A 22,835-nucleotide genomic window follows, 5' to 3' on the forward strand; every position below is an offset into this window, starting at 1 on the left:
CGTAAAAACCCCTGCTCCCGCTCATGCTAACCACAATTGCCATCCACCGAAGGAGGTGTTGGGGTGAGGTCGGACAGTCAAAAGATGATCAACCTGTACGAACTTCCCGTCTCTGAAGTCAAGCAGTTGGTTGACGTGCTGACGAACGACTTGAAGGAATACGAGCAACTCGACGCCGACTTCGGTCCTGGTACAGAATCGACGATCAAACGATTCGTCGAGGAATTGGCCCGACATTTGGAATCATAGAAAGGGGGGTCCGTTGTGCCGCCTGCACTGTGGTTTTTGGCGCATTGGATCTGGATTGCCACGATTGTGGCTGCCGTCGGGATGATCGCGTATCTGGTGATGTACCGTAGGCAGAAGCAGAAGTAGGAGAGCGAAGGGAACCGAAAAGCGCAAGGAAAAAGCCACCGAGAAATCTCGGTGGCTTTTTTCACATAGCGGTCACGGCTTGCGCTTGTTGATCCGGCCAATCATCGCTTGGTAGTACCCGATGCCATACTCGCGGGTCTCACGAAGCAGCGCGCGCACGATCGGCTCATGTCCGCCGCGCATCAACGTCTCGATGATCGTCTGGGTTGTAAACGATTCGCTCATGCTCTCTTGGACATCCGGGTCATGCTCCAAATCCTCCAGCCATTCGTCACTGTAGTGCGGGCCGAGTCGCTCTTGGTACGCTTTGCGGTACAGGTCTTTGACCGTGAAGGGGACCTCCAAGGCTTTTAAATAGAAGTCCAACTGATACAAGGCTTGATCCGGCGTGTATTCGTAACGTTTTCGATGGTTCTGAGCCATTCGACTACACTCCCTTCATGGCCAGCGATTCTAGATATACATATTCAAAGATGGCGGCACACTTGCGTCTATTTCCATCTTCGCTTTTTCTTGAAAAACTCCTGCAGGTCGCCGGGTAGAACTTCAAGGAAGGATAGGACAAAAGTAATAGAGGTCAGGGAGCCCGGGTTTGGTGCTGCTCGCGTCACGCGAATCGTAAAATTTATGATTTAGGCGTCGTTTTAGTTCTTTCAAAATAAAGAATACTCTAAATTGTGTCGATTTCCTCTTTACATGCGATAAAGTACCTTTCGTGAACTGTATATGTAATAACCTGTAAAATTTTACGGTCAGGCTTCAAAAAAATCGCATTGTGAGAGTATTTGTTCCTATATACAATAAATTCACAACCCGGTGTTAAACGTGAATTACCTATAGTGGCGTTGTGTTCACGGGTTGGATTCACGACCGGGACTTAAGTCTTAGGTACCTACACAGAGAAAGGGAGGACTCAAACCAATGGCAAAACGTTTTCAAAAAGCTCTGATCCCGACTGCATTGGCTGTGCTGAGCCTTGCATTCGCACCTGTTCAAGGCGCAATGGCGCAAGCTCCTGTCAAAGTCAAGATGAACGGGCAAGAGGCGAACTCCGCCAAACACGGCACCCTGCTCGGTCACAAAGCAGGCAATGAGAAAGTCTCGATCACACTGTCTCTGAAGTTGCAACACGCGGATCAAATCGACGGATTCATCGCGGATCTGTACGATCCGGCATCTCCGAACTACAAGAAATTCCTCACATCTGATCAATGGGCAAGCAAATTCGGCCCGGCACAATCGGATGTTGACAGCGTGGTTTCCTACGTGAAATCCAACGGACTGACGGTTTCCGACATGTCCAAAGACCAACAGTTCATCACCGTTGAAGGCAAGGCTTCGCAAATCGAATCCGCTTTCGGCGTAACCTTGAACAACTACAAGAACGCGAAGGGTGAAACCTACTTCGCAAACAGCGATGCTCCGGTGGTTCCGTCGGCGATCGCGAACGCACTGCTGGGCGTACACGGTCTGTCCAGCGAAGCGGTTGCTCACCGCAACGCAACGCAAAAACCGACCACTTCGAACGCTCCGTACGTCGCGGGCAAACCGAACCTCTTGCAACCGAACGTAGGCTCCGGCCCGACGGGCGGCTACACCCCGACTGAACTGCGCAACGCGTATGACATCTCCCCGGTCATCTCCGCAGGTTACAACGGGACAGGTCAAACGGTCGCTCTGTTCGAACTGGACGGCTACGTGCAATCGAACATCACCACGTACGTGAACAACTACGGCCTCGGCTCTCCGACCCCGTCCAAAGTGCTGGTTGACGGCTACAACGGTGCTGCGGGCAGCGGCCAAGGCGAAGTTGAACTCGACATCGAAGTCGTGAACGCAATCGCTCCGAAAGCGAACACGATCGTCTACGAAGGCCCGAACACCGACGCAGGCGTACTCGACACCTACAAAAAAATCGCAAACGACAACACGGCGCAAGTCGTCTCCATCTCGTGGGGTCTGTGCGAACCGAACAACACCGCTTCCTCGATGAGCTCTTTGCACACCGTGTTCCAACAAATGGCGACCCAAGGTCAATCCGTATTCGCAGCAGCAGGCGACGACGGTGCATATGACTGCGGCGATACCAAGCTGTCGGTTGACAACCCGGCAGACGACACCTACGTCACCGGCGTAGGCGGCACCTACATGACCCTGTCCGGAACCTCCTACGGCTCCGAAAAAGTATGGGGCAACTCTTCGAACAAATCGGGCGGCGGCGGCGGTCTGTCCACCGTCTATGCACAACCGTCTTGGCAGACCGGCCCGGGCGTTTCGAACTCCTACTCCAACGGCAAGCGCCAAGTTCCGGACGTCTCCGCAGTAGCTGACCCGGCAACCGGCTACTCGATCTACTCGGCTGGCTCTTGGGTTGTCTATGGCGGTACTTCTTGCGCCGCTCCGCTGTGGGCTGGGATCGCAGCACTGAACAACAACTACGCTGCATCGAACGGCAAATCCAAACTGGGTCAAGCAAACCCGACCCTGTACAAAATGTTCAACACGACGCAAACCTACAATGCATACCATGACGTTACGACCGGTACGAACCTGTACTACCCGGCAACTTCCGGTTACGACCTCGCAACCGGCATCGGGACTCCGGATGCATGGAACTTGATCCGCGACATCAACAGCGGCACCACCCCGCCGCCGCCGCCGCCGGGTGGCGAGTTGATCGTAAACGGTGGTTTTGAATCCGGCTCCACGAACTGGACCGAATCTTCCTCCGGCGGTTACGAACTCGTTGACACCTCGAAGCCGCATGCAGGCACCAAAGGTCTTTACCTCTGCGGGTACAACAACTGCACCGACTCCGCTTACCAAACCGTTACCATCCCGTCCACCGCAACCAGCGCTACGCTGTCCCTGTGGACCTACGTTTCCACCACGGAAACCTCTCACTCGTACGACTACCTGAAAGTCCAACTGCGCAACTCCAGCAACACCGTACTGTCGACGCTGCAAACGCAATCCGATGCTACGGCAACCGGCTGGGTGAAGCAAACGTTTGACGTCTCCAGCTACAAAGGCCAAACCGTCCGCGTGTACCTGCTCGGCACGAACGACTCCTCGAACACGACGTCGTTCTACGTGGATGATGTTTCCCTGCAGTACAACTAATCCTTGCGTTACCAAAAAAAGAACCGGACCCCTCGGGGCCCGGTTCTTTTTTTACTTCTCTTCGATTGTTACGGTGTTGATCACGACATCTTCGATCGGCTGCGAGACCTCGCCGTATCGGGATTCGGTGACCGGCGTTGCGGCGATGGCGTGGACAACGTCCATGCCGTCCGTCACTTCGCCAAACACCGTGTAGTTCGGGTAGCGATCCAAGTTCTTCACATCATCGCCCGTTCCGATGAAAAACTGGCTGCCGTTGGTGTTCGGGCCGGCGTTTGCCATCGCGACGGTACCGGGGACGTAGTGCTTGGTCGGGGAAAGTTCGTCTTGGAACGTGTAACCGGGGCCGCCTGAGCCGGTGGCGGTCGGGTCGCCGGCCTGGATCATGAAGCTCTCGACGATGCGATGAAACTTGACATGATCGTAATAATGATCGCGTGCGAGGAACACAAAGTTATTGACGGTAAGCGGAGCATCGGAGAAGTCGAGGTGGATCTTGAACGTGCCTTTGTTCGTATCAACGACGGCGCTGTAGTCCTTGGAAGTATCAAGGCTCATCACAGGCGGGTTCGCATAGTGCTTGGCCACACCGGGTGTGCGGATGTCGACCGTCTGCGTATCTTCGTGCCAGTAGACATAGGCACCGAGCGCCTCGCTCACGAAGCGTACGGGGACCAAGGTGCGGTCGTTCTGGACCTGAGCCGGGACGTCGAGCGTCAGGGACTGGTCATTTTTATGCGCAGTGTTTGAGCCGATTTGCAGTTTGATCGTGTTGCGGTCCTTGACGGCGGTGACCGTCTGGGTGTCTTCGTCCCAATTGACCGTAGCACCGAGGGCTTCGAAGATCTTGCGCAACGGGACGAGGGTGCGGTCTTGCACCGTGACAGGAGGCTGGTCGAAGAGTTGAACATTTCCATCCAGCGTGACCGTGATATTGGAAGCGGCTTCCGCTTTCTGAGCGGCAGGTGCGATCAGAGACCCGGCAAGCAGGATCCCGGACAGGAACATCGAGGTGGTTTTGGTGGACAAGTGGATTTCCTCCCTTCTACTACTACTAAATAATAGACGGTTTCGGGGAGGAGGAAAAGTGGTACAATAGGAGCGATTGTACGAGAAGGAGGAATTGCTTAGCATGGGTATGGAATTTTTCATGGCTCTCATGTTCGTTACGGTGATGGTGATCGCTTTTACACTTGCGGCGGTCATGTCGAATAGGAAGAAACGAAAAGAGAAAAAGATGCAGGAGAGATAAGGAACTTCGATAATCGAAGTTCCTTTTTTAACATTTGGATTTCAAGAAAGTGGAAATGAATTCCTTCGAGGAGCGGCGGAAATAGAGCAAACCAACCAGGGGAGAGAGACCGACGATCAGGAACGCGATGCGGTTGGAAAGTACATTGGGCAACCAGAACTCGCATGCGATCAGCACGCCAAGTGCCAAGCATCTGCCGGAATTGATCGCCACTTCGCGGATGACGAGGTATTCGACTTTGCGGTGGACGGCATCCGGCAACTTGCCCATCATGTCATAGGAAAAGCAGGAATAGGGAATGAGCAGCAACGGGCTAAACAGAGAGTTGAGCAACCCGAAGACAAACAGCGAGAATGTGTTCACGTGCCAAAGCAACAGCAAGACAGACAGGGCTAACATCAGTGCGGATACTGTGACAAACAGAAGCCGCCGCTCAAACGTGAGGAAGCGTTTGACGATGTAATAGGCGATCAAGGAGGCAACCGAGGTCATAAGCAAGTAGCGGGAAGCGGTCAGCTCGTTTTTGGTTACCAAGAACACGAGCAAGAAAGGCAGAAAGACCAGGACCCCTTCACGGAACCCGAGGAAGAACGAAATCAGCAGTTTGCGTCGCCACATCGGACCGTAAGACGGTGGATTGTAGCCGAGTCGCAAGTTGTACTCCGGAGGGGAAGACCGATGCTCCAATCGCCACGTACAGAGGACGGATGCGAGAAACAGGGCCAAGGAAATCATAAACAAAATGTGGTAGCCGCGATCCGGCATCGCAGTCAGCAACTTGCCTGCGAGCAACGGGGCCACACCGCTTGCCACTGCGAACAGGAAACCGTTCGCGCCGTTGAAGGAATCCCGTGTTTCAGGCTCTGTGACCTCGAAGACCAGCACTTGCATCGAGAGCCAGTAGAAGCCCGCTCCGGCCCCTTGCAAGCAGCCAAGCCATGCATAGTTTTGGGCAACGCGCGGACCCAGGATCAAGATCAGTACATAGAAGACCGCCAGAAACGAGACACCCAAACGTAACGTATAGAGACGGTCTGTCCGTTTGGCGAGCCAACCGGCTCCTCCGTAACCCAGTGCGGTGAAGAGAAAGATCAAGAAGTTGTACAGGGCGATCTGCTCCAGTCCCTGCACCAGTTTCCAGAGATAGATGTTCAAAAACGTGTTCGACAGGGCGCTCGCACCCGCAAAAAGGGCGTTGACCGCGAGCAACCAACGGCCGCTTGGCGGCAGGGCTTCATGCGGTGTCTCTGCGTTGCGAATCATGAACTCCTCCTCATATGGGATAGATACTACTAAGCGTTCCCGTCTCGTCATCCGGTTACGTCTGGAAAAATTCTCATCCCTGAGACAGAGTGTGCTATACTAATTTAGAGTGCGTATTTTTAATTGAATGGCAATTTTACAGGCAGGAGTGTACGACATTTCCTATGACATTTAATCGACGTTTCGCGGCTTTTGTTGCCGCAGTCGCTGTATCGGCAGTCCTCGTCTCCGGTTGTCAACCGGAATATGATCAATTGAAACCGAATCAAGTGAAGTGGGCGATGTCGGTGATTGCCGTCGCTGACAACGATGAACAGAAAGCCGCCATCCAAGAGATGACGAGCCAACTCGCCGGAACTCTCGCAATGGCCACGAACGTGACTTGGCTTGCGAAGCCCGAAGAGGCCGCAGCGGCGTTGGACAAGGCTGCAGGGACTCCCGGTGTGGATCTCGTGTTGCTAAACACGGCGTCAGATAACTTGCAAGCTGTGGCGCAAAAGCATCCCGAGAAGCGCTTCGCTGTATTGGGCGATGAGAACGTTCCTCAGTTGTCAAATGTACGGACGATGCGTCATGATCACAACCGCATGATGTTCCTCGCGGGATTCCTCGCAGCCGAAGCGAACAAGGAATCAAGCGCTCCGTTTAGCGTCTATGTGGACAAAGTTCGTCCGACCACCGACTCCGATTGGCAGTTGGTGCTCGCAGGAGTACGGTTTGCCGGACGCAAAGACGCGCCCGTACAGGTGCCCAAGGACGCGATCCTTCCACCGACCACGAACACAGGCAAGACGGGTACTTCTGTTCAGAAAGCGACCCTGACCGGGCGTTCGTTGTTGCTCATGGATGAGATGCCCGATGAAGTTTGGGCGAAGATTCAAGATCGAGGTATGAAAATTATTCGTACAGATCAAAGTACGAAGGGACTGGCATATCAATCCAATAGTGTGGCGCAACCGTCCTCTCTGTTGCAGGAGGCGGTCAAAGAGGAGAGCCAATTGTTGCAAGAGGGGAAATGGTCGGCGGGGCAAGCGGTGGAAGTACCCGCCAAACAGATCTACCAATTGACGCAACCGGGGCTGTTCCTCGACAAATCGCTTGCCACTCGCTTGGAGTTGATCAACGACCAGCTCGCCTCTGGTGCGTTGAAACCGGGGACCTGGTAGAGAGAGAAAAGGGGTTGTCTACGTTGGAACAATGGTATCTGGAATATCACATTCACAAAGACCGTCCAGGTCTGCTCGGTGACATCGCATCGTTGCTCGGGATGCTCTCGATCAACATCCTCACCGTCAGCGGGGTCGATGAATTCAACCGCGGCTTCCTCTTGACAACAAACGACCGGCAGAAGATCTCCGCGTTGCGTTCTATGCTTCGCAAAGTCGAGAACATTACGGTGACGGCGTTGCGCCAACCGACGTTGTTGGACCGATTGGCCCTGCGTCATGGTGTGTTCATCCAACGCGAATCATCGGAGAATACCAAGACGTATAAATTTACGAGGGATCAACTTGGAATTCTTGTCGATTTTTTGGGGGAATTACTAAAAAAGGAAGGCAATCAGGTTATCGGAATCCGAGGGATGCCGCGCGTGGGGAAAACGGAGTCGATTGTCGCCGCGTCTGTCTACGCGAACAAGCGGTGGTCATTCGTTTCGTCGACCCTGTTGCGCCAGACGATCCGTACACGTCTGGACGAAGACGAGATGTTTGCTGACAACATGGTCTTCCTGTTGGATGGCATCGTGTCCACGCATCGGGCCAACGATCAGCATCGCTCTCTCGTCCGGGAGATCATGCGCTTGGAAGCGCCGAAGGTGATCGAACACCCGGATATCTTCGTCCGTGAGACGGAGTTTGGCTGGGAGCACTTCGACCGCATCATCGAATTGCGCAATACCCCCGACGAGGAGATCTCGTACCAGATGATTCAAACCGGATTCTCATCCTTCGATATCAGTTAAAACCGACAGCAGAGACTCTCGAAGGAGGTAGTGCAACGTGCAGGAACTCGGAACAGAAATCAAACAGGCGCGTGAGCAGAAGGGCTTGACGCTTGAACAGGTGCAACAGGACACCAAAATTCGCACCCGCTATCTGGAAGCGATTGAGCAGGGAGACCTGTCGGCCCTGCCGGGCCTCGTCTATGCTCGCGGATTCATCAAGAGCTATGCCGAATACTTGGGGATGAACGGACAGGAGCTTCTCGAGCGTCATAACCTCATTCAAACGTCGTCCGAGACAGCCCCCGTCGAATCCTTGCGACGTGCGGCCAAGAAATCGTCGACGGTCGAAGTGTCGAAGTCGTCGATTGGCAATTCGCGTCTGTTGCCGCAGATCGTGGCAGGCGTGGGCGTGCTGGCCGTGTTGGTGGCGGCGTATGTGTTGCTCGTGAAAAACGAAAGCCCGAAAGACACCGGGCAAGCGCAAACCCAAGCGACGGCGAATGCGCAAGACGTTACCCCCACGACGCAAGCCACTCCGACTCCGACTCCCGCACCGACCCCGGCGCCTCAACCGCAGCCCGAACCACCGAAACCGCAGGCGACCGTAACGCAGTCTGCCAAGGAAAGCAACCGCACGCTCTATGCGGTGGGCAATACTGACAACTTGTCTCTCGTGCTGACCGCGCAAGACAATTGTTGGATACAGGTGACGGCTGACGGCAAAGTGGTGGAGACCGGCATCGTCAAAGTGGGGGAGAGCCGTACGTGGACCGCGACGAAGGATATCGCCGTCCTCACCGGCAAGTCGAAGTTCATCACGCTCAAGATGAACGACCTGCCCGTCTCATTCGAACCGCAATTGCGCGGCTACACCTACGAGTTTCAGAAAAAATAAGCGCAACACACGAAGGTCAGGCCTCGGGCTCGTCTCGAGGCCGGGGCCTTTTTTCATGCATCCGATTTGGGGTCATCGGGACGTCGTAAGGTGCCAAAGTACCGAACTCCCCAATGAATTCCCAAAGAAGCGGTCTCTTCCGCAATCGTATCGAGAAGCAAGCCAAGACCTGACTTGTCCATGGTCTTGAAGATCGTTTCCAACGTATGGAACTCCTCCATCCCGACGACGACATAATCATCCTGTGCCAGATGCTCCAGCCAGAGTGCTCCCGGTGCATCTTGCCACAGTTCGCCATACGTCAGGCGGTACAACTCTCCAAGGTCTAAGGGTTGGCGAAGCGATTCGAAGTACATTGTCAATTGATAGAGGGCCCGTGCGAGCCGAAGTTCGCGTTTGCCGTTCATGCTCTGCCTCCTTCGAGAAGGGTTTTGAAGAGAATTTCAGATTCGGCGTGCAATGTTGCAAGTAAGAAACAGTGCTGGACCCGATAGCCGCGTTCCATATAGGCAATCGTGAAGTCCACGCTGTTTTTTTGTTGTTCAATGACGCGAACACTGTGGCGGCGCAAGAGACGCTTGTGTTCGGCGATTCGTGTGAGTAGCAGACCGTGCAAATTTTGCAGTCGTTCGATCAAACAAGATGACAACCCCAGGGGAGCGGACGCCAACAGGGCTAGATCAGCCTCGATCTGCTGACGCAACAGGTGCATGATCAGAACGGTCTTGACGACGCCAAGTGATGGGAATGATTCCGCCATCCCGCTTCCCTCCAAATTCAGACTCTTTGCAAGTGGGAACGAACGTTCTCAGAACAATTGTTCCCCAGTACATTTGTTCGTATTCTAAACCCGAACGTGTATTCGTGTAAAGAGCTATTTTGCAGGAAACACGTGGCACTGGTATAATGAGTGACAATACATAAGCAACAACAGACAGGAGGAGATATCGATGGCGAAGGACCCGTCCTTTGATATCGTCAGCGAGATCAACATGCAAGAAATGGACAACGCGGTGAACCAAGCGGTCAAGGAAATGATCGGCCGCTTTGATTTTAAAAACAGCAAGAGTTCCATTGAGCTGGGCGAGAAAGACATCACAATCGCAAGCGACGACGACTTCAAATTGAAGTCGGTGATCGACATCTTGGAAACCAAGATGATCAAGCGCGGCATCTCCTTGAAGTCGCTCGACTTCGGGAAAATCGAACCGGCGTCGGGCGGTACCGTGCGCCAAGTGGCGAAACTCAAGCAGGGCCTCGACCAAGACAACGCCAAGAAGATCATCAAACTCATCAAGGACTCCAAACTCAAAGTCCAAGCGTCCGTTCAAGGCGATCAAGTGCGCGTCACCGGCAAGAGCCGCGACGATCTGCAAGCTGTGATCCAACTGGTTCGAAACAGCGACTTGCCGATTGATCTGCAATTCACCAACTATCGCTGAGCAACACAAACAGGGCCCCGTCGACGGGGGACCCTGTTTGTTTTTTGACACCCATTCTTACATGGTTTATACTATTGACAGCATGTCTTAATAGGTCAGCGCCAGTAGGCGATAGATGGAGGATACAGCACTGTGACGCAAAAAACTGTACAAAAGATCCACTTTGTAACTCTTGGTTGTGAAAAAAATCTCGTAGACTCTGAAGTCATGATGGGGATTGTCCAAGGTCAGGACTACACGATTGTTGAAAACGCAGAAGACGCAGACGTCGTGGTCGTCAACACCTGTGGTTTTATCGACGATGCGAAGGCGGAGTCGGTTGAAACGATCTTGCAAATGGCGAACCTCAAAGAAACCGCCAACGTCAAATCCGTTCTCGTAGCAGGTTGCATGGCGCAGCGCTACAAAGACGAGTTGATGACGGAAATTCCGGAGATCGACGGCATCGTCGGCACGCAAGACTTCATTCAGATCACCGATTTGATCGAGGAATCGTTGACCGGTTCCCGTCCGCAGTTCTTCTCTGCGGGCAACCCGATCTACCTCTATGACGAGAACACCCCGCGCGTTCATACGTCGGGCAACATTTCGGCGTACATCAAGATTGCGGAAGGTTGCAACCATGCTTGCACGTTCTGCATCATCCCGACGATGCGCGGCAAATTGCGTTCGCGCCCGATTGAATCGATCGTCTCCGAAGCAGAACAACTGGTTGCGCAAGGCGTCAAGGAAATCATCTTGATCGCGCAAGACACCACCGACTACGGCATCGACATCTACAAACAACGCCGTCTGGCTGATCTGCTGGAAGCGTTGAACAATGTCGAAGGTCTGCACTGGGTTCGCCTGCACTACGCATACCCGGGCTTCTTCACCGATGAAGTCATCGATGCCATCGCTTCTTACGATCGTGTGGCGAAGTACATCGACATGCCGTTGCAACATTCCGAAGACCACATCTTGAAGTCGATGCAACGTCCGGGCCACCAAGCGGGCGTGCGCAAATTGGTCAAAAAAATCCGTGAGCGCGTGCCGAATGTTGCGCTGCGCACGTCGATTATCGTCGGGTTCCCGGGCGAGACCGATGAAGACTTTGAGAACCTCTGCAACTTTGTTCGCGAACTGGAATTTGATCACATCGGTGTGTTCACCTACTCGCCGGAGGAAGGGACGCCGTCTGCAGAATTTGCGGCTCAAGTCCCGGACGAAATCAAAGAGCGCCGCTCGAATATTTTGATGGAAGTAGCGCGCGAAGTGGCTGCAAGCCGTCAAGCTCGCCATGTCGGCGAAGTGCTCGACGTGTTGATTGAGAAGTTTGACGAGGAAGACCCTTCCGTCCGCGTCGGCCGTACTCAATTTGACGCCCGCGACATCGACGGTCTCGTCTTCGTGGCAAATTCCGACGCCAAAGTCGGGGATATGATCAAAGTTCGCGTCACGCACGCGTTCGATTTTGACCTCTCGGGGGAGGCTGTCTAGGGTGAAGTTCAATCTGGCTAATCGAATTACTTTAGCCAGGATCTCCTTGGTACCCATCGTGATGTTTTTCTTGTTGGTGCGCTTGGATCTCGGGAAGTTCACTTTCTTCGGGCATCTGACGTCCGTGACCGATCTGGTCGCCGCGTTGATCTTCATCATCGCGGCGGTCACCGACGGTCTCGACGGCTATATCGCGCGCAGTCGGAAAATGGTGACCAACTTCGGGAAGTTCCTGGACCCATTGGCTGATAAATTGTTGATCTCGGCTGTCTTGATCTCGCTCGTCGAGATGGGGCGCCTTGATGCATGGATTGCGATCGTGATCATCTCCCGCGAATTCGCTGTTACGGGCCTTCGTCTCGTTGCAGCAGCAAACGGTACGGTCATCGCCGCTTCCAACCTGGCGAAGTGGAAAACCACGTTGCAGATCATTGCGGTGGTCACACTGATCCTCGACAATTTTCCGTTTTACATCTTCAATTTCCGATTCGACTTGGTGATGGTGTATGCAATGGTGATCATCACAGCGTGGTCGGGTGTTGACTATTTTGTGAAAAACAAAGCAGCGATTCAAGAAGCCTAATGACAGCAATCAGTAGCCGGCGGATTCACTCCGACTGGCTACTCTTTTTCATAAGGAGGAGAGTCGAATGATGAATGCGGAATTGATCGCCGTCGGCACGGAGTTGCTCATGGGACAGATCGCCAACACCAACGCGCAATACCTCTCACAACGGATGGCCGAGATCGGCATTGCGGTATACCACCATGCCGTCGTGGGCGACAATTTGGAGAGAGCTCAAAAAGCTCTGGGAATTGCCAAGCAACGAGGAGCCAATGTGATCATTCTCTGCGGGGGCCTCGGTCCGACGGAAGACGACTTAACCCGCCAAGTTGTCGCATCCTTTCTCGGAAAAACCCTGAATTTGTCAGACGAGATTGTTGAACATATTCGGAGCTTTTATACATATCGTGGCAGAGAGATGCCTGAGAACAACAAGCAACAAGCGTTGGTGATCGAGGGAGCCACTGTGCTCGACAACCCGCGCGGCACAGCTCCGGGGCAGTACATCGAAGCGGACGGCGTGCACTACTTCCTGTTGCCAGGACCTCCGGCTGAGCTCAAGGGCATGTATCAAGAACAGGTCTTGCCGATCCTGCGTCACGTGCAGGGAGCGGCGAAGCAAGTGTTTGCGTCGCGCTACCTGCATACGTTCAATATCGGGGAATCGTCTTTGGAATTGAAGATCAAAGACATCATCGAGTCGCAGTCCAACCCGACCGTGGCGCCCTACGCTTCGGAGGCCGGATGCACCATTCGTCTGACGGCAAGCGCCGCGACCGAAGACGAAGCTCGAGCGTTGATTACCCCGGTGGAAAAAGCGATCCGTGAGCGGATCGGCCACTATGTGTACGGGATTGATGACGAGACGTTGCCGGTGAAACCGGGGCTGTTGCTTCGGGAAAAAGGCCAACGCGTGGTGACGGCGGAAAGCTGTACCGGAGGAATGATCGGGCAGATGTTGACAGATGTGTCGGGGTGCTCCGATTATTTTTACGGCAGCGTCGTCGCCTATGACAACACGATCAAGGAACGGGTGCTCGGCGTTGATCCGCAAGTGCTCCGTGAGCACGGCGCGGTCAGTGAAGAGACTGCCAAGCAGATGGCGGAAGGTGCGCGCAAACTGATGGGCGTGGAGTGGGCGATTTCGGTGACCGGCATCGCGGGACCCGGTGGGGGAACGCCTGAGAAACCGGTCGGCCTCGTCTACATCGGCGTGGCAGGACCCGGCGGTACGACGGTGGGCGAACACCGCTTGTTCGGAGACCGCACGCAAGTGCGCCTGCGCGCAGCACGAACCGCTCTGCACAGCTTGATCGAACGCATTCAAAACGAAGGGTGATTTCCTCTATATGACGACTTTCTCTGAATTGAATCTGAACAAAAAGGTCTACCAAGCCATCAGCGACATGGGGTTCGAAGAACCGTCGCCGATCCAAGTCCAATGCATCCCGAAAGTGCTCGAAGGCATCGACGTCATCGGGCAAGCGCAGACCGGTACCGGCAAGACGGCCGCCTTCGGGATTCCGCTGGTCGAGATGGTCACAACCACCAAGCCTGTACAAGCGCTGATTTTGACACCGACCCGCGAATTGGCGATCCAAGTTGCAGGCGAGATGCGCAAAATCGCCAAATACAAACGCGTGAAAACCTTGCCGATCTACGGCGGCCAGTCCATCGGTTCGCAGATCCGCGCTCTGCAACAGGGCGTGCAAGTCGTCATCGGGACGCCGGGCCGTGTGCTTGACCACTTGCGCCGCGGCACGCTCAAGCTCGACAAACTGCGCGTCGCGGTGTTGGATGAAGCAGATGAAATGCTCGACATGGGCTTCATCGAGGACATCGAATCGATCCTCCGCGAGACGCCGTCCGACCGTCAGACATTGCTGTTCTCGGCTACGATGCCGCCGGAAGTCAAGCGTCTGTCTGCTCGCTATATGAAGGACCCGGTCAACGTCACGATCAACCGTGGCGAGGTGACTGTCCCGTTGATCGAACAAGTGTATTACAAAGTGCTGGAACGCACGAAGTTGGAAAGTTTGTGCCGGATCGTCGACAGCGAAGAGGTGGAACTTGGCATCATCTTCTGCCGCACCAAGCGCGGTGTTGACGAGTTGAGCGATGCGCTGATGTCTCGCGGCTACCTCGCAGACGGCTTGCACGGCGACCTCTCGCAAGCGCAGCGCGACCGCGTCATGCGCAAGTTCCGCACGAACGACATCCAACTGCTGATCGCAACCGACGTTGCGGCACGCGGGATCGACGTTGAGAACGTCACTCATGTTATCAACTACGACGTCCCGCAAGACCCGGAATCCTACGTTCACCGCATCGGACGGACCGGTCGCGCCGGGAAAAAGGGCCTCGCCCTCACTTTGGTTACGCCGCCGGAGTTCAAGATGCTCAAATTGATCGAGAAGGAAACCAAGGGCAAGTTGGTCGCTCGCGAGGTGCCGTCTCTGGCCGACGTCGCCGAGCGCCAAGCCGAGATCTGGCGTGACCGTCTCGTGCGCACCGTACAGGACGGGAAATTGGCGACCTACCGCGCCATTCTCGCAGGTCTTGTTGACGAGTTCGATCCGATCGACCTCGCGTCTGCAGCGCTCAAGATTGCCAGCGGCGAAGATTTCGAGCAACCGGAGCCGGACTACAACTTTGGGGAGACGGGCGGTGCACCGGGCATGGTGCGCTTCTTTGTCAACATCGGCCGTTCAGCGAAGGTCGGACCGTCCGACCTCGTTCGCTTCATCTCCGAAGAAGCGGGAATTCCGGGGACCGCGGTCGGCAAGATCGACATCTTCGAAAAGTTTACGTTTGTCGAGGTGCAGGAAGAGTCGGCACCGTTCGTGTACGAAGCGCTTCGCAAATCCCGTATGAACGGGGCGCGCGTCAACCTCGAACCGGCACGCCCGCGCGAACGCGCCATTCGCAAGTAACACATTTTGACAATACCCGAGGGCTGTTGACACTAGTTTATACGTCAACAGCTCTTTTGTTGAACGGAATTTGTTGAAAATTGTAAGGAGTTGTAGTCATGACAACGAGCACCTTCAAAGTGATCAGTGATATACATGGATGCGACGAAGAATTTGTGGAGTTGTTGCGGCTTTCCAACTACAACCCGGACCGTGAGAAGCTGATCTTGCTGGGCGATTATGTGGACCGGGGGCCGGATTCTCGCGGTGTCGTGGAGCGCGTGATGGGCTTCGTGCGCGAGTACGGCGCGGTGGCGCTGGGAGGCAATCATGAGGAGTTGTTCTTGGAGTGGCTGGCGGCAGGGGAGCGCAGCGCGTTTTATCTGCGTGAGGTCGTCGGCGGGCGCGAGACGATCGACAGCTATTGCAAGCCGTATGGAGTCTCCGGCTATGAACGGGAAGCCCGTCAATTGATCCAGGAGAAGTACGCCGAGCAAGTGGAATTTATGGACAAGTTGCTGGACTTCCATGAGGAGGAAGGCTACATCTTCGTCCACGCAGGCATCGACCCGAAGCAAGCGGATTGGAAGCAAACGGACAAGAGTTCGTTTCGCTGGATTCGTGACGAATTCCACTTCACGCCGCATCAAGCATCGGGCGTCGTGGTGTTCGGGCACACACCGACGACCCGCCTGCATGGAAACGAATCTTGCGGCGACGTCTGGTTTGGCGAGAAGATCATCGGCGTCGACGGCGGCTGTGTGTTCGGGAATCAATTGAACTGCTTGGAGATCAGTCCCGACGGGCTGAAAACGTACGTCGTGCCACGCATGGGTATGTAATGTCCATCGTTGTGTTACCTTACAGGAAAAGACATGGCAAGGAGACACAACGATGCGCAAACGTACTGGGCTGCAAGTGGCGGGGATGTTGCTTGGGGCGCTCCTTTGTAGCGGTTTTGGGGACCCCGAACTCACGATGTTGATCGCCTTCACCGATGGAAACGAAGCTGTGCATCACTACCAATTTCAACCTGAGGCCCAATCTGACAGCGAGTTGGACCGGGTTGTGCAGGGTGGTGGACAAGTGGCGGTGCTGACAGCGGACGGCAAACGGCTGTACGAAGCAGATCGCGACGCCGACCAGCAACTGCTCGTGGCGGAAGTGGACCTCGGCAACAAGTCGCGCCGCCAAGTCATCAAACAATTCGCCCGAATCGACAACTTGCGCCTTGACAAAAAGCACGGCAAACTCTACCTGCGTGTCGTTCAGCGTGATCGACAGAACGCCCAAATTGCCGCCTACGACCTCAATGAAGCAAAGGTGGAGGTTTGGAGCCCCGACGAGCGTGATGTAAGCGTCCAGAGCTTTGACGTCAACCCGAAAACGGGCGACTTGCTGGCGTGGAGCTACTCGTTGCGGGAAGAACAGGTCAAAGTCGACGAAGCGCACCAGATGGAGATGCCGGTTGATTCGCCGCCTTACAAACTAACACTCTACAAAGCAGGCGACGCAACCCAAGGGCAGACCGTCAGCGAATCGGACAAGCAAGTACTCGATGTCTCACTGTCATCGGACGGTCAACATGCGCTTTATGCCGCCGTGCAGTGGCCGCACGAAGAGCGCATGCGCTACTTCATCCAACATGTCGACTTGACGACGGGCAACACACAGTCCGTCTTGACGGAACAGGGTGGAGGTCTCACGGAACTCAAACAACCGCAATACGCGCCGGACGGTCGCGGGTTTTACTTCACGGCGGCAAGGCTCGATGAGCCCTTCCACACCGACAAGCACGGCTACCAGACTCGTCCTCGCGCGCTCTATCACTACGATTTCAAGACCAAGGCACCGAGCGTCGTGTGGAAACGCGAGGACGGTGTGCTCAACCAATACCTGCTTCAACGATAAAAAAGTCCCGGTGAATACACCGGGACTTTTTTTGCGAACAAACGTTTGCTTTTTATTTTGAATCATTATATAATGGGTGCAGGGATTGGAGATACGAACTCGAAATACTAGACTGGGAATGGCTAGTGCTTTCGGAGTTTTTGATAAAGGGGAGTGTAACCATTGGCAAACGATCGTAAAGCGGCGCTGGACATGGCTCTACGCCAGATCGAAAAGCAATTTGGGAAAGGTTCCGTCATGAAACTTGGCGAGGCGGCGACTTCGATGAACATCGAGGTAACTTCGTCCGGTTCCTTGGCGTTGGATATTGCGCTTGGCGTCGGCGGGTACCCGCGTGGGCGAATCATCGAAGTGTACGGCCCGGAATCTTCCGGTAAGACCACTGTCACCCTCCATGCGATTGCAGAAGTGCAACGCGCGGGCGGTCAGGCAGCGTTCATCGATGCAGAGCACGCGCTCGACCCGACGTATGCAGCGAAACTTGGCGTCAACATCGACGACCTTCTGATTGCACAACCGGACACCGGGGAGCAAGCGCTGGAAATCGCAGAAGCACTCGTTCGCTCGGGCGCTGTCGACATGATCGTCGTCGACTCCGTTGCAGCACTGGTTCCGAAGGCAGAGATCGAAGGCGAGATGGGGGACACCCACGTGGGTCTGCAAGCTCGTCTCATGTCGCAGGCGCTGCGTAAGCTCGCCGGCGCGATCAACAAGTCCAAGACCATCGCGATCTTCATCAACCAGATTCGTGAAAAAGTCGGCGTCATGTTCGGGAACCCGGAGACCACGACCGGTGGTCGTGCGCTGAAGTTCTACTCCACCGTGCGTCTTGACGTTCGTCGTGCCGAAGCGATCAAGCAAGGCAACGACACCGTCGGGAACCGTACTCGTATCAAAGTCGTCAAGAACAAAGTCGCTCCGCCGTTCCGTCAAGCGGAAGTTGACATCGTGTTCGGCGAAGGGATCTCCCGTGAAGGTACCCTCGTTGACATGGGCACCGAGCTGGACATCGTGAACAAGTCCGGTGCTTGGTACTCCTTCGAAGACGAGCGCCTCGGCCAAGGCCGTGAGAACGCCAAGCAGTTCCTCAAGGACCACCCGCAGATCGCCTTCAAGATCGAATCCAAGATCCGCGAATTCCACAATGTCGGCAAAGCATCCGCTGAAACGTTCAAAGCAACGGCGGAAGAACTGGCCGACCAAGAGGCGGACGGCGAACTGTTGGAGTTCTAGTCCAACAGAGCGCTGATCACGCAGACGACGCATGAACCGTTTTAACAACCAACGCAACGCACGCGGCAAAAACCGCTCACCGAAGGGCTCCTGGGGTACATCCAGGAGCTCTGACGATTTTGTCGAGGAGGAGCGTCACGACGAGGACGACGAATCTGAACACAGTTCGGATTCCAGCTCGGAACGCCGCATTCCAAACTTTCGCGACGGTCAACTCACCTCTCTCACCACGCAGAAGGGCAATCCGGATCGTCTGAGCCTGTTCTTGGACGAGAAATTCCTGATGGGCATCCGACGGGAAGTTGCCTACCAACACGGTCTGAAAAAGGGCCTCGACGTCACCGCAGACTTCCTTCGTGAAGTCTGGCGTGACGAAGAGGGCTTCCGCGCCCGTGATCTGGCGGTGAAGTACCTCGGCATGAAGCCGCGCACGCGCAAGCAGATGCGCGACTACCTGCTGGGCAAGGAGTATGACGAAACTGTCGCCGAGCGCACCATCGAGTGGCTGGCAGGCTACGGCTACCTGGATGACGGAGAGTATGCCCGGCAGTGGGTGGAGAACCGCACACGTTTTCGCCCGCGGGGCAAGGCGATGCTGCGCTGGGAATTGCAGCAGAAGGGCGTCACGCGTGACGACATCGACGAAGCGATTTCGACGGAATTTGAAGGCGACGTCGAAATCGAAGCAGCCGTGCAACTTTTGCAAAAGAAAGTCGGTCGCAAAACGATTGAATTCTCCTATCAGGAAAGGCAAAAACTCGCGCAACACTTGGCGCGACGGGGCTTTTCCGGCTCTGTGACCGCTGAGGCGATTCGCCGTTTCCGTCAGCACGCCAATCTTGACAATGATTGACACAACATATACAATTATAACTGCGTATAAACAGCTTGATTCGGTCTCACCCTACTGTAACTTTCGCATACCGAGGACGTGCGTCGCTTGCTCAGATCATAATAGACTGGCTAGGAGGCGTCACCCTCTATGGATTATTTGGTAATGATCCTATTGTCTCTTATTTTCTTGTTCGTCGGTGGATTTATCGGGTATCTGGTGCGCCGCAACATCGCAGAAGGCAAGATCGCGACGGCAGAAGCCCAAGCGGTGCAGATCGTGGAGAACGCCGCGAAGGAAGCCGAGGCCAAGAAAAAAGAAGCAGTACTCGAAGCGAAAGAAGAAGTTCACCGTTTACGTTCCGAAGCTGAAAAGGATATCCGCGAACGTCGCAACGAAGTCCAGCGCCTCGAGCGCCGTCTGCTCCAAAAAGAGGAGACTCTCGACCGCAAGACCGAAGCGATTGAGAAACGCGGAGAAACCCTCACGAATAAAGAACGTACTATCGAAGAGATGAAGGAACGCGCTGAGTCGCTCCTTCGTGAACAAGTGGCTGAACTTGAACGTATCTCCGGCCTCAGTCGTGATGACGCGCGTCAGTTGATCCTGACCAACGTCGAGAACGAGTGCCGTCATGAAGCAGCGATCATGATGAAGGAGATCGAGAATCAAGCGAAAGACGAAGCTGAGAAAAAGGCGAAGGAAATCATCGCCACGGCCATTCAGCGTTGTGCAGCCGACCATGTCGCCGAGACCACCGTCTCCGTCGTGGCCCTGCCGAACGACGAGATGAAGGGTCGTATCATCGGTCGCGAAGGCCGCAACATCCGTGCGCTTGAAACCTTGACAGGCATTGACCTGATCATTGACGACACGCCGGAAGCGGTTATCCTCTCCGGGTTTGACCCGGTTCGCCGCGAAATCGCGCGTGTGGCACTCGAGAAATTGGTTGCCGACGGCCGTATTCACCCCGCCCGCATCGAGGAAATGGTGGAGAAAGCTCGTCGCGAAATCGACGACCGCATCCGCGAAGAAGGCGAGCAGGCAACTTTCGAGACCGGGGTTCATGGCATTCACCCCGACCTGATCAAAGTGTTGGGGCGCCTCAAGTACCGTACTTCCTACGGACAGAACGTCCTCAAGCATTCGATCGAAGTCTCGCATCTGGCAGGCCTCATGGCAGCCGAACTGGGACTGGACGTGCAACTTGCCAAGCGTGCAGGTTTGCTGCATGACATCGGCAAGGCGATCACTCACGAAGTTGAAGGTTCGCATGTGGAGATCGGGGTAGACCTCGCGAAGAAGTACAAGGAACACCCGATTGTCATAAACGCGATTGGTGCGCATCATGGCGACATCGAATTTACGTCGCCGATCTCGATGCTGGTCGCAGCCGCAGACGCATTGTCCGCAGCTCGTCCGGGTGCGCGTCGTGAAACGCTTGACATCTACATCAAGCGTTTGGAGAAGCTGGAAGAAATCGCCGAGTCGTTTGACGGCGTGGACAAGTCATATGCCATTCAGGCAGGCCGTGAAGTACGTATCATCGTGAAGCCTGAGCAAATCGATGACGCAGAATCGGTACGCGTAGCACGCGAAATATCCAAGAAGATCGAGAGTGAACTCGATTACCCTGGACAAATCAAAGTTACGGTCATCCGGGAGACCCGAGCCGTCGAATACGCAAAATAAAGTAGCCATCTGGCTGCTTTATTTTTTTGGCAGGAGATCGCCTACATTTACCTGCAGGATTTCATCTGTCAAGAGGCGAATAGGTGTCAAGATCGATTTTTTTCTTAAAGGTGTTGATTCTGTGGCAAAACTTCGCTTGAAGGAATCTCCGGGCACGAATCTGCTGATCTCGTTCTTGATTCGATACCCGGAATTGGCATCTCTGCGTTACAACCAAGCGTCTCAGACGTTGTCGTTTACCGTCTTGATCAAAGACCAAGTGGACGCAGCGCGCCAAACGGAGTTTGTAGATTTTCTGAATGGGTATTATGAAGCATGTCAGATGGTTGACCCGAAGTTTCCCGCTCTGGGACGGGTCGAATTCTCGATGCAGATGGGCATTACCGTGTTGGTCTATGAACAACCGGTGGACGTACTCAGCATCGTGGAAGTCCGACTGCTCATGCAATTGTTTGTCGAGTTTTATGGTGATCTGATCGGCGCGGATGCGCTCCCGTTGCAAGATGAGGAGCTCTACGCCCAAGAAGAGATCATCGAATCGATCCTCGGCCAGAAAGAAACGTGGCGTGGGGAGAAGTCGATTGTCGCGTACCGTGAGGGCGGCCGCGTGTTTGTCTACAATAAATAGTTCGGAGGAACACACTACGTGCGGATTTTGTTTTTAGGAGATATCGTCGGACATCCTGGTAAGCAAATGGTGGAAACATGGATGCCGAAATTGTTCGATCACTATGAGCCTGACCTCGTCATCGCCAACGCGGAGAACATCGCGCCCAACGGTCGCGGGATCACGCCGCGTCTCGCAGAGGCGCTTTTTGATGTGCAAGTGGACATCTTGACCATGGGGAACCATGTGTGGGATCAGAAAGACTCGGTGTCGTACATCGACGGCGACCGCCGGATCGTCCGACCGGCAAACTATCCGGTTGGCACACCGGGCCAGCCGTACACCTTGTGCAAAGTCGGCAAGGAGCAAGTTGCCATCATCAACGTTCTCGGCCGCGCTTTCATGGGCGACTACGACGACCCGTTCCGTACGATGGATCGGATTCTGGAGGAAATCGGGACGCAGACGAAGCATATCTTTGTCGATGTACACGCCGAAGCCACATCGGAGAAGTACGCGCTGGGCAATTACCTCGCCGGCCGCGTTTCCGCTGTCGTCGGGACGCATACCCATGTGCAAACGGCAGATGACCGCATCTTGCCGGGCGGCACTGCGTATCTGACCGATGTCGGCATGTGCGGTCCGTACGATTCGATCATCGGATTCCAGAAGGACCTCGTCCTCCAACGCTTCCTTACCCAGATGCCGACCCGTTTTGAAGTCGCGCAAGGGGCGGGGCAGTTGCATGGCGTCGTGATCGACTTGAACGATGGAGGTCGCGCAACCAAGATTGAACGGATCTCGATCACGCCTGACCGTCCGTTTGAGAACTCAACTCCGCTTTTCACTCTTTAAAAATTCCATAACACAGTACCCAACCTTAAATGTCTATATGGTCGAATTTTGAGAAAATTAGCTTCTTTAGAGAAGGAATAATTTTGAATAGGGCGAATATAGATATAGTGTCCTATCGATCCAGACCCTTTTAAGGAGGTACGAACAAATGGATGTATTAAAAGTTTCAGCAAAATCCAATCCTAATTCTGTAGCCGGCGCACTTGCGGGAGTCCTTCGTGAGCGAGGGAATGCTGAGATCCAGGCGATCGGGGCGGGCGCACTGAACCAAGCTGTAAAAGCAGTAGCGATTGCACGAGGGTTCGTTGCACCGAGCGGTGTTGACCTGATCTGCATCCCGGCTTTTACCGATATCATGATCGACGGGGAAGAGCGTACGGCCATCAAATTGATCGTCGAACCCCGTTAACCGATACGGCACTCATAACCTCATTTTCAGTGAGCGAAGCCTGTT

At 54.6% G+C, this 22,835-nt stretch carries 23 protein-coding genes; 18 read left to right on the plus strand and 5 right to left on the minus strand.

Annotation, left to right across the window (positions count from 1 at the left end; translation table 11 throughout):
- Window positions 1-63: 63 nt before the first annotated feature.
- On the plus strand, window positions 64-249 hold the full coding sequence (locus JJB07_RS17785) for a hypothetical protein (RefSeq protein WP_201637380.1): 186 nt from the start codon (window positions 64-66) through the stop codon (window positions 247-249).
- A 198-nt stretch (window positions 250-447) separates the two neighbouring features.
- Here the strand turns inward: JJB07_RS17785 and JJB07_RS17790 are convergent, their stop codons facing one another.
- Window positions 448-798, minus strand: coding sequence for a hypothetical protein (locus JJB07_RS17790; RefSeq protein WP_201637382.1), 351 nt, complete (start codon window positions 796-798; stop codon window positions 448-450).
- Window positions 799-1,296: 498 nt separating this feature from the next.
- On the opposite strand from JJB07_RS17790, the gene JJB07_RS17795 reads away from it, so the two are divergent.
- Window positions 1,297-3,498, plus strand: coding sequence for a protease pro-enzyme activation domain-containing protein (locus JJB07_RS17795; RefSeq protein WP_201637384.1), 2,202 nt, complete (start codon window positions 1,297-1,299; stop codon window positions 3,496-3,498).
- Between the two features lie 51 nt (window positions 3,499-3,549).
- Here the strand turns inward: JJB07_RS17795 and JJB07_RS17800 are convergent, their stop codons facing one another.
- Complete coding sequence (locus JJB07_RS17800) at window positions 3,550-4,527, minus strand: peptidylprolyl isomerase (RefSeq protein ID WP_201637386.1); 978 nt, start codon at window positions 4,525-4,527, stop codon at window positions 3,550-3,552.
- A 250-nt stretch (window positions 4,528-4,777) separates the two neighbouring features.
- On the minus strand, window positions 4,778-6,013 hold the full coding sequence (locus JJB07_RS17805; protein ID WP_201637388.1) for an MFS transporter: 1,236 nt from the start codon (window positions 6,011-6,013) through the stop codon (window positions 4,778-4,780).
- A gap of 164 nt (window positions 6,014-6,177) precedes the next feature.
- Here JJB07_RS17805 and JJB07_RS24065 point away from each other — a divergent pair, with 164 nt between their 5' ends.
- The 3 genes from JJB07_RS24065 to JJB07_RS17815 are packed head-to-tail and all read left to right on the plus strand — an operon-like array spanning window position 6,178 to window position 8,853.
- Window positions 6,178-7,179 (plus strand): type 1 periplasmic-binding domain-containing protein, encoded by a 1,002-nt coding sequence (locus JJB07_RS24065; RefSeq protein ID WP_236588186.1) that lies wholly within the window; start codon window positions 6,178-6,180, stop codon window positions 7,177-7,179.
- Window positions 7,180-7,202: 23 nt separating this feature from the next.
- Entirely contained in the window at window positions 7,203-7,976 is a 774-nt protein-coding gene (locus JJB07_RS17810; protein ID WP_236588187.1) for a DUF3388 domain-containing protein, read from the plus strand.
- 37 nt (window positions 7,977-8,013) lie between these two features.
- Complete coding sequence (locus JJB07_RS17815) at window positions 8,014-8,853, plus strand: RodZ domain-containing protein (protein WP_201637392.1); 840 nt, start codon at window positions 8,014-8,016, stop codon at window positions 8,851-8,853.
- A 53-nt stretch (window positions 8,854-8,906) separates the two neighbouring features.
- On the opposite strand, the gene JJB07_RS17820 is transcribed toward JJB07_RS17815, so the two are convergent.
- Both JJB07_RS17820 and JJB07_RS17825 read right to left on the minus strand, forming a co-directional pair.
- Window positions 8,907-9,260, minus strand: a complete 354-nt coding sequence (locus JJB07_RS17820) for a hypothetical protein (protein WP_201637394.1) — start codon at window positions 9,258-9,260, stop codon at window positions 8,907-8,909.
- Window positions 9,257-9,613: a YhjD family protein gene (locus tag JJB07_RS17825; protein WP_201637396.1), complete on the minus strand. Its 357-nt coding sequence runs from the start codon at window positions 9,611-9,613 to the stop codon at window positions 9,257-9,259. Before JJB07_RS17825 ends, JJB07_RS17820 begins: the two co-directional genes overlap by 4 nt.
- Window positions 9,614-9,803: 190 nt before the next feature.
- Here JJB07_RS17825 and JJB07_RS17830 point away from each other — a divergent pair, with 190 nt between their 5' ends.
- The 13 genes from JJB07_RS17830 to spoVS all read left to right on the plus strand — a co-directional run bounded on the left by JJB07_RS17830 (window position 9,804) and on the right by spoVS (window position 22,790).
- On the plus strand, window positions 9,804-10,295 hold the full coding sequence (locus tag JJB07_RS17830) for a YajQ family cyclic di-GMP-binding protein (protein ID WP_201637398.1): 492 nt from the start codon (window positions 9,804-9,806) through the stop codon (window positions 10,293-10,295).
- Between the two features lie 132 nt (window positions 10,296-10,427).
- A complete protein-coding gene (gene rimO / locus JJB07_RS17835; RefSeq protein WP_201637400.1) occupies window positions 10,428-11,774 on the plus strand; it encodes a 30S ribosomal protein S12 methylthiotransferase RimO in 1,347 nt (448 codons plus the stop codon).
- A 1-nt stretch (window position 11,775) separates the two neighbouring features.
- Window positions 11,776-12,357 carry a CDP-diacylglycerol--glycerol-3-phosphate 3-phosphatidyltransferase gene (gene pgsA / locus JJB07_RS17840; protein WP_201637402.1) on the plus strand — a complete coding sequence of 194 codons (582 nt, stop codon included), beginning with the start codon at window positions 11,776-11,778 and terminating at the stop codon, window positions 12,355-12,357.
- Between the two features lie 67 nt (window positions 12,358-12,424).
- A complete protein-coding gene (locus JJB07_RS17845; protein WP_236588188.1) occupies window positions 12,425-13,678 on the plus strand; it encodes a competence/damage-inducible protein A in 1,254 nt (417 codons plus the stop codon).
- A 10-nt stretch (window positions 13,679-13,688) separates the two neighbouring features.
- Window positions 13,689-15,272, plus strand: a complete 1,584-nt coding sequence (locus tag JJB07_RS17850) for a DEAD/DEAH box helicase (protein ID WP_201637404.1) — start codon at window positions 13,689-13,691, stop codon at window positions 15,270-15,272.
- 98 nt (window positions 15,273-15,370) lie between these two features.
- Window positions 15,371-16,093: a metallophosphoesterase family protein gene (locus tag JJB07_RS17855; RefSeq protein WP_201637406.1), complete on the plus strand. Its 723-nt coding sequence runs from the start codon at window positions 15,371-15,373 to the stop codon at window positions 16,091-16,093.
- A 52-nt stretch (window positions 16,094-16,145) separates the two neighbouring features.
- On the plus strand, window positions 16,146-17,162 hold the full coding sequence (locus JJB07_RS17860) for a hypothetical protein (protein WP_201637408.1): 1,017 nt from the start codon (window positions 16,146-16,148) through the stop codon (window positions 17,160-17,162).
- Window positions 17,163-17,324: 162 nt separating this feature from the next.
- The gene (recA, locus tag JJB07_RS17865) at window positions 17,325-18,395 is read left to right on the plus strand and encodes a recombinase RecA (protein WP_283809156.1); all 1,071 of its coding nucleotides are present in this window, start codon (window positions 17,325-17,327) and stop codon (window positions 18,393-18,395) included.
- A gap of 31 nt (window positions 18,396-18,426) precedes the next feature.
- Window positions 18,427-19,248, plus strand: coding sequence for a regulatory protein RecX (locus JJB07_RS17870; RefSeq protein WP_201637410.1), 822 nt, complete (start codon window positions 18,427-18,429; stop codon window positions 19,246-19,248).
- A gap of 129 nt (window positions 19,249-19,377) precedes the next feature.
- Complete coding sequence (rny, locus tag JJB07_RS17875; RefSeq protein WP_201637412.1) at window positions 19,378-20,919, plus strand: ribonuclease Y; 1,542 nt, start codon at window positions 19,378-19,380, stop codon at window positions 20,917-20,919.
- Window positions 20,920-21,040: 121 nt separating this feature from the next.
- A complete protein-coding gene (locus tag JJB07_RS17880; RefSeq protein ID WP_201637414.1) occupies window positions 21,041-21,547 on the plus strand; it encodes a hypothetical protein in 507 nt (168 codons plus the stop codon).
- An 18-nt stretch (window positions 21,548-21,565) separates the two neighbouring features.
- Window positions 21,566-22,381 carry a TIGR00282 family metallophosphoesterase gene (locus JJB07_RS17885; RefSeq protein ID WP_201637416.1) on the plus strand — a complete coding sequence of 272 codons (816 nt, stop codon included), beginning with the start codon at window positions 21,566-21,568 and terminating at the stop codon, window positions 22,379-22,381.
- A 148-nt stretch (window positions 22,382-22,529) separates the two neighbouring features.
- A complete protein-coding gene (spoVS, locus tag JJB07_RS17890) occupies window positions 22,530-22,790 on the plus strand; it encodes a stage V sporulation protein SpoVS (protein WP_015758542.1) in 261 nt (86 codons plus the stop codon).
- Window positions 22,791-22,835 lie beyond the last annotated feature (45 nt).

Source organism: Tumebacillus amylolyticus (assembly GCF_016722965.1).
Lineage (GTDB): Bacteria > Bacillota > Bacilli > Tumebacillales > Tumebacillaceae > Tumebacillus > Tumebacillus amylolyticus.

Excerpts from the sequence above, each read along its gene's own strand:
- JJB07_RS17790 (WP_201637382.1), bottom strand. The coding sequence starts at position 798 with ATGGCTCAGAACCATCGAAAACGTTACGAATACACGCCGGATCAAGCC.
- JJB07_RS17795 (WP_201637384.1), top strand. The coding sequence starts at position 1,297 with ATGGCAAAACGTTTTCAAAAAGCTCTGATCCCGACTGCATTGGCTGTG.
- JJB07_RS17805 (WP_201637388.1), bottom strand. The coding sequence starts at position 6,013 with ATGATTCGCAACGCAGAGACACCGCATGAAGCCCTGCCGCCAAGCGGC.
- JJB07_RS24065 (WP_236588186.1), top strand. The coding sequence starts at position 6,178 with ATGACATTTAATCGACGTTTCGCGGCTTTTGTTGCCGCAGTCGCTGTA.
- JJB07_RS17820 (WP_201637394.1), bottom strand. The coding sequence starts at position 9,260 with ATGAACGGCAAACGCGAACTTCGGCTCGCACGGGCCCTCTATCAATTG.
- JJB07_RS17825 (WP_201637396.1), bottom strand. The coding sequence starts at position 9,613 with ATGGCGGAATCATTCCCATCACTTGGCGTCGTCAAGACCGTTCTGATC.
- JJB07_RS17830 (WP_201637398.1), top strand. The coding sequence starts at position 9,804 with ATGGCGAAGGACCCGTCCTTTGATATCGTCAGCGAGATCAACATGCAA.
- JJB07_RS17845 (WP_236588188.1), top strand. The coding sequence starts at position 12,425 with ATGATGAATGCGGAATTGATCGCCGTCGGCACGGAGTTGCTCATGGGA.
- JJB07_RS17850 (WP_201637404.1), top strand. The coding sequence starts at position 13,689 with ATGACGACTTTCTCTGAATTGAATCTGAACAAAAAGGTCTACCAAGCC.
- JJB07_RS17855 (WP_201637406.1), top strand. The coding sequence starts at position 15,371 with ATGACAACGAGCACCTTCAAAGTGATCAGTGATATACATGGATGCGAC.
- JJB07_RS17860 (WP_201637408.1), top strand. The coding sequence starts at position 16,146 with ATGCGCAAACGTACTGGGCTGCAAGTGGCGGGGATGTTGCTTGGGGCG.
- JJB07_RS17870 (WP_201637410.1), top strand. The coding sequence starts at position 18,427 with ATGAACCGTTTTAACAACCAACGCAACGCACGCGGCAAAAACCGCTCA.
- rny (WP_201637412.1), top strand. The coding sequence starts at position 19,378 with ATGGATTATTTGGTAATGATCCTATTGTCTCTTATTTTCTTGTTCGTC.
- spoVS (WP_015758542.1), top strand. The coding sequence starts at position 22,530 with ATGGATGTATTAAAAGTTTCAGCAAAATCCAATCCTAATTCTGTAGCC.